Here is a 4,778-nt window from a genome sequence, read left to right on the forward strand (position 1 = left end):
GGTGATCTGTACCGGCGCGGCGTCACGGCCCTGCACGCGACCGGGTCCAGCTCGTTCACCACCACGATGCGTCGGACGGCCGGGGCGCGGAAGAACCGGACGACTCGGTGATCCGCCGGCTGGAAGGTGTGGGCCATGACCCTTGAACCGATCGCGTTGCTGTTCCCCGGGCAGGGCACCCAGAAGCAGGGCATGGGCGCGCCCTGGCGGGATACCGAGGCCTGGTCGCTCGTCGGTACGGTCTCCGAGCAGTCCGGCGAGGACGTCGAGGAACTGCTCCTGCGCACCGACGGTGCGCTGCTCCGCCGTACCGACCTGGCCCAGCTGGCGGTGTTCACGGTCGACATGATGGCCCACGACGAGGCGCTCCGGCACGGACTGCTGTCCGAGGCGCCGGTCGCCGCCTACGCCGGCCACAGCTTGGGCGAGTTCGCCGCGCTGGTGGCCGCGGGGGCACTCGGACTCGCCGACGCGGCCGGGCTGGTCGCCGTGCGCGGTCGTGCCATGCGGGAGGCGGCCGAATCGTCGAACGGCACCATGGGAGTGCTCGTCGGGGCGCCGCTGCCGGCCGTCGAGGCGCTGGCCGCCGACGCCCGTGCAGCCGGACACCGGGTCTGGGTGGCGAACGTGAACGCCCCCGGGCAGGTGGTGCTCTCCGGCTCCGCGGACGGGGTGGCGGCAGCGGCCGCCGAGGCGCCCGGGATCGGCGCGAAGCTGATCAGCGTCCCGGTCGGCGGGGCCTTCCACAGCCCGTTCATGGCGTCCGCCGCCTCGCGGCTGAGGGCCGCGCTGTCGGGCGTCGAGTTCGCCGCACAGCACAGCCCGGTCGTCGCCAACGTGGACGCCCGCCCGCACGTCTGCGGCACCGACTGGCCGGACCTGATGGAGCGGCAACTCATCGCCCCGGTGCTGTGGGAGGAGGGCGTGCGGACGTTGGTCGGTCCGCTCGCCTGCACGCGGCTGATCGAGCTGGGTCCCGGCCGCACGCTGGCCGGCATGGCCCGTCGCATCGCTCCGGCGGTCGAGGCGCTCTCCGTCGACGGCCCGCTGGCCCTCGGGGCCGTCGGACCGGCGGTGTCGAGGGCACGGGGATGACGTACGGACAGGAGAGGGAGAGATGATCGAGAGCGCAGTCGACAGCCGGTGGTTCCGGCGCTACCCGCCGGTCGGCGGCAGGACCGCCAAACGGCTGGTCTGCCTGCCCCACGCGGGCGGCACCGCCAGTGCCTTCCACGGCTGGGCGGACCGCTTCGGCGGCGGGGTCGAGGTGCTGGCGGCCCGCTACCCGGGTCGGCAGGAGCGGATCGCCGAGGACTGCATCACCGGCATGGGAGAGCTCGCCGACGCGGTCACCGAGGCGCTGATCCCGTTCCTCGACCTCCCGGTGCACCTGTTCGGTCACAGCATGGGCGCCTCGCTCGGCTACGAGGTCGCGCTGAAGCTGGAGCGGGAGCACGGCGTCCGTCCGGCCGGCTTGTACGTGTCGGCGCGGAAGGCGCCGCACCGGGTGACGCCGAAGCCCACCCACCTCGGCGGTGACGAGGCGGTGATCGAGGAGGTGCTCAGACTCGGCGGCACCGAGGCCCAACTGCTCGACGACCCGGACCTGTACGACCTGGTGATGCCCGCGCTCCGGGCTGACTTCGAACTCGTCGGCACGTACCACGCGAGGCCGGCCCACCCGGTGAGCTGTCCCGTGGTCGGCTACGTCGGCGACCGCGACGAGATCACCCCGGCCGACCTGGCCGCCTGGGCGGACGTGACCACCGCCTCCTTCGACCTGACGGTCTTCCCGGGAGGCCACTTCTACCTGGCGGACCAGCGGGACGCGCTGCTGCGCGATCTCGCCGCCCGGATCGCGTAGCGCGATGGCCACCCTGACCTCGGAGTCGGGCAGCGGCGTCGGCGTCCTGGACAAGACCTCGCTGCTGCTCGGCGTGCTGGCCGACGGCCCGGCCTCGTTGCGGACGCTGAGCGAGGTCACCGGTCTGTCCAGGGCGACCGTGCACCGGCTCGCACTCGCCCTGGAGAACATCCGCCTGCTGACCCGGGACGCCCAGGGACGGTTCCTGATCGGCCCGCGGATCGGCGAGCTGGCCGAGGAGGCCGGCCGGGACCGGTTGGCGCGGAGCGCCGGCCACGTGCTGGCGGAGCTGCGGTTGCGCACCGGGGCGAGCGCCCGGCTCTACCGGCGCCACGGCGGCCTGCGGGTCTGCGTGGCCGCGGCGGAGGGCCCGGGGACGGGGCGGCGGATCAGGTCGGCGGAGGGCGTGGCGCTTCCGATGAAGGCCGGTGCCGGCGCCCAGGCGCTGCTGGCCTGGGAGGACCCGCAGGAGATCGCCCGGTCGATCCGGGGCGCCGCCTTCGGCATGGTGACCCTGGCCAAGGTGCGCCGCCAGGGCTGGGCACAGAGCCTCGGAACCGGCGAGCTGGGCTTCGGCGCGGCCGCCGTGCCCGTGCGCGGCCCGGCCGGGCAGGTCGTGGCCGCTCTGGTACTGGACGGACCGGTCACCCTGATGTCCCGCGCTCCGGGCCGGCAGTACGGAGGTCTGCTCATCGACGCGGCCGCCGGGCTCGACACCGGGCCGGCCTGACCGGCGAACCCGTTTCTGACAGTTAGCTGCAGAACGCCTTGTCCCCTCCGCCGGGAAATCGATAGAAATCCATCCGGCTGTTCATTGCGAATTCCTTGGAGACAGTGATGGCAAGAAAGCCGCCGCGCTGGTACTTCTCGTTCAGCAGCGCGTACTCGTGGATGGCGTACCGGGATCTGATCACACGCTACCCGGACGTCGCGGAAACGATCGACTGGCTGCCGTTCTGGGAGCCGGACGACGCCCAGCACGACCATCTGGAGTCCTCCGGGGTGCAACTGCCCTACGTGGAGCTCTCCCGGGAGAAGTACCTCTACGTGCTCCAGGACATCCGCCGACTGGCCGTCGAGCGGGACCTGCGGATGGTCTGGCCGGTGGACCGTGCGCCCCACTGGGAGGTCTCGCACCTGGCCTACCTGGTGGCCAGGGAGCACGGCCGCGGCCGACAGTTCATCGACGAGACCTACCGCGCCAGGTGGGAGGAGGGACTGGACATCTCCTCCCCGGAGGTCGTCGCCGACATCGGCGCGCGGGCGGGCCTCGACCCCGCCGCGGTGGGCACCGCGTGGCAGGACCCGGAAGTGCGTGCCCGGGGCCTGGAGGCGCTCGACGCCCCCTACCGCGACGGGGTGTTCGGGGTGCCGTACTTCATCGACGGCTACCAGCGCTTCTGGGGGATCGACCGGTTGCCCGGGTTCGTCTCCGCAGTGCGCCACCGCATGGCGGCCGCCGCGGCGACCGCCCGCTGACCGACCTCTGCCGACGTCACCCGACGCCGGTCCGTTCCGACCGCACAACAACCAACCGACAGGAGCCCGATCGATCATGGCGACCAACCCGTTCGAGGACGACAACGCCTCCTACTACGTCCTCGTCAACGAGGAGAACCAGCACTCGCTGTGGCCGGCCTTCGCCGAGATCCCGGCCGGCTGGACCGTCGTGCACGGCCAGGAGAGCCGCGAGTCCTGCCTCGACTACATCAACACCAACTGGACGGACATGCGCCCGAAGAGCCTCATCGAGGCGATGGGCGCCTGACGCGCGAACCACCGACGGCGGCTCCGCTCGGCCGCCGGCACCCCGCAGGCCCCGGTCCGACCCCACGCGGACCGGGGCCCGCCGTTTCTCCGGTGACAGCTTGCTGCCAGCCTGCCCGGGCTGATCCCCGCATGGCGCGAGCACGGTCCTAGGGTCGGGTTCGAACGACCGCGCCGATGCTTCGCCCGGAGGAACGATGACCGCGCTGACCGCCGAGCCCCTGCCGGACTCCCTGGTGGCCCGGCTGGACCTGGCCGACCGGGGGCTCGTCGACCGGCTGCACCGCGGCCTGGCCCGCTCCGAGACCCGACTGCGGGAAGTGGCCGCGGACGTACCGGACGCGCTGGTCGCCCAGTGGTCGAGGTACCTGATCGAGGCCGGCGGGAAGCGGCTGCGCCCCCTGCTCGTACTGCTGGCCGCCGAGTTCGGCGAGACGGCCCCGGCGGACCGGTCGGACCGGGTCCAGGACGCTGCCGCGCTGGTGGAGCTGATACACGTGGCGTCGCTGCACCACGACGACGTGATGGACGGCGCGCGCAGCCGGCACGGCGTACCGAGCGCTCCGGCCCGCTGGGGCAACCGGACCGCCGTGCAGCTCGGCAACCGGCTGCTGATCAGGGCCGCCCGGCTCGCCGCGGACCTGGGCGGCGAGGTGGTCAGGTTGCAGGGCGGCGCGGCCGAACGCCTGGTCCAGGGACAGCTGCGGGAGTTGACCGGCCCGGCCGTGGGGGAGTCCCCGCTGACCCATCACTTCGCGGTGATCGCCGACAAGACGGCGTCGCTGATCTCCCTCGCGCTGCGCCTGGGCGGTGCCGTGGCCGGCGTGCCCGCCCCAGCGGTCCGGGCGCTGGCCGAGTACGGCGAGCACCTCGGCATCGTCTTCCAACTCTCCGACGATCTCCTCGACTTCGCGGCCGAGCCGGCGGAATCCGGCAAGGACGCCGGGATCGACCTCGCGGTCGGGGTGCGGACGCTGCCGGTACTGCTGGCGCTCAGCGAGGACGGGCCGCGTGCGGCCGAGCTGCGCCGACTGCTGGAGGACGGGCCGGTCGTGGACGAGAACGGCCGCCGTCGGGCCGGGGGGCGGCGGGCGCGCCAAAACCCCCCGCCCGCGCCCCCCGCCCGCCGCCCCCGCCCGCCCCGGCG

Annotated in this window: 6 protein-coding genes; all 6 read left to right on the forward strand. The window is 73.4% G+C overall.

Annotated features, from left to right (window positions below; translation table 11 throughout):
• Window positions 1–135 precede the first annotated feature (135 nt).
• The gene (locus tag ABT247_RS31795) at window positions 136–1,095 is read left to right on the forward strand and encodes an ACP S-malonyltransferase (protein WP_350749676.1); all 960 of its coding nucleotides are present in this window, start codon (window positions 136–138) and stop codon (window positions 1,093–1,095) included.
• A 22-nt stretch (window positions 1,096–1,117) separates the two neighbouring features.
• Window positions 1,118–1,864, forward strand: coding sequence for a thioesterase II family protein (locus tag ABT247_RS31800; RefSeq protein ID WP_350749679.1), 747 nt, complete (start codon window positions 1,118–1,120; stop codon window positions 1,862–1,864).
• Between the two features lie 4 nt (window positions 1,865–1,868).
• Window positions 1,869–2,594 (forward strand): IclR family transcriptional regulator, encoded by a 726-nt coding sequence (locus tag ABT247_RS31805; protein WP_350749681.1) that lies wholly within the window; start codon window positions 1,869–1,871, stop codon window positions 2,592–2,594.
• Window positions 2,595–2,701: 107 nt separating this feature from the next.
• Window positions 2,702–3,343, forward strand: a complete 642-nt coding sequence (locus ABT247_RS31810) for a 2-hydroxychromene-2-carboxylate isomerase (RefSeq protein ID WP_350749684.1) — start codon at window positions 2,702–2,704, stop codon at window positions 3,341–3,343.
• Between the two features lie 76 nt (window positions 3,344–3,419).
• Window positions 3,420–3,632, forward strand: a complete 213-nt coding sequence (locus ABT247_RS31815; RefSeq protein ID WP_350749686.1) for an MbtH family protein — start codon at window positions 3,420–3,422, stop codon at window positions 3,630–3,632.
• Between the two features lie 196 nt (window positions 3,633–3,828).
• Window positions 3,829–4,778 (forward strand): polyprenyl synthetase family protein (locus tag ABT247_RS31820; protein WP_350749689.1); only part of this gene is annotated, 950 nt, incomplete at its 3' end.

Source organism: Kitasatospora sp. NPDC001539 (assembly GCF_040298565.1).
Lineage (GTDB): Bacteria > Actinomycetota > Actinomycetes > Streptomycetales > Streptomycetaceae > Kitasatospora.

Bases quoted from the DNA above. Each gene is read 5' to 3' on its own strand.
- ABT247_RS31810 (WP_350749684.1), top strand. From the start codon at position 2,702: ATGGCAAGAAAGCCGCCGCGCTGGTACTTCTCGTTCAGCAGCGCGTAC.
- ABT247_RS31815 (WP_350749686.1), top strand. From the start codon at position 3,420: ATGGCGACCAACCCGTTCGAGGACGACAACGCCTCCTACTACGTCCTC.
- ABT247_RS31795 (WP_350749676.1), top strand. From the start codon at position 136: ATGACCCTTGAACCGATCGCGTTGCTGTTCCCCGGGCAGGGCACCCAG.
- ABT247_RS31800 (WP_350749679.1), top strand. From the start codon at position 1,118: ATGATCGAGAGCGCAGTCGACAGCCGGTGGTTCCGGCGCTACCCGCCG.
- ABT247_RS31805 (WP_350749681.1), top strand. From the start codon at position 1,869: ATGGCCACCCTGACCTCGGAGTCGGGCAGCGGCGTCGGCGTCCTGGAC.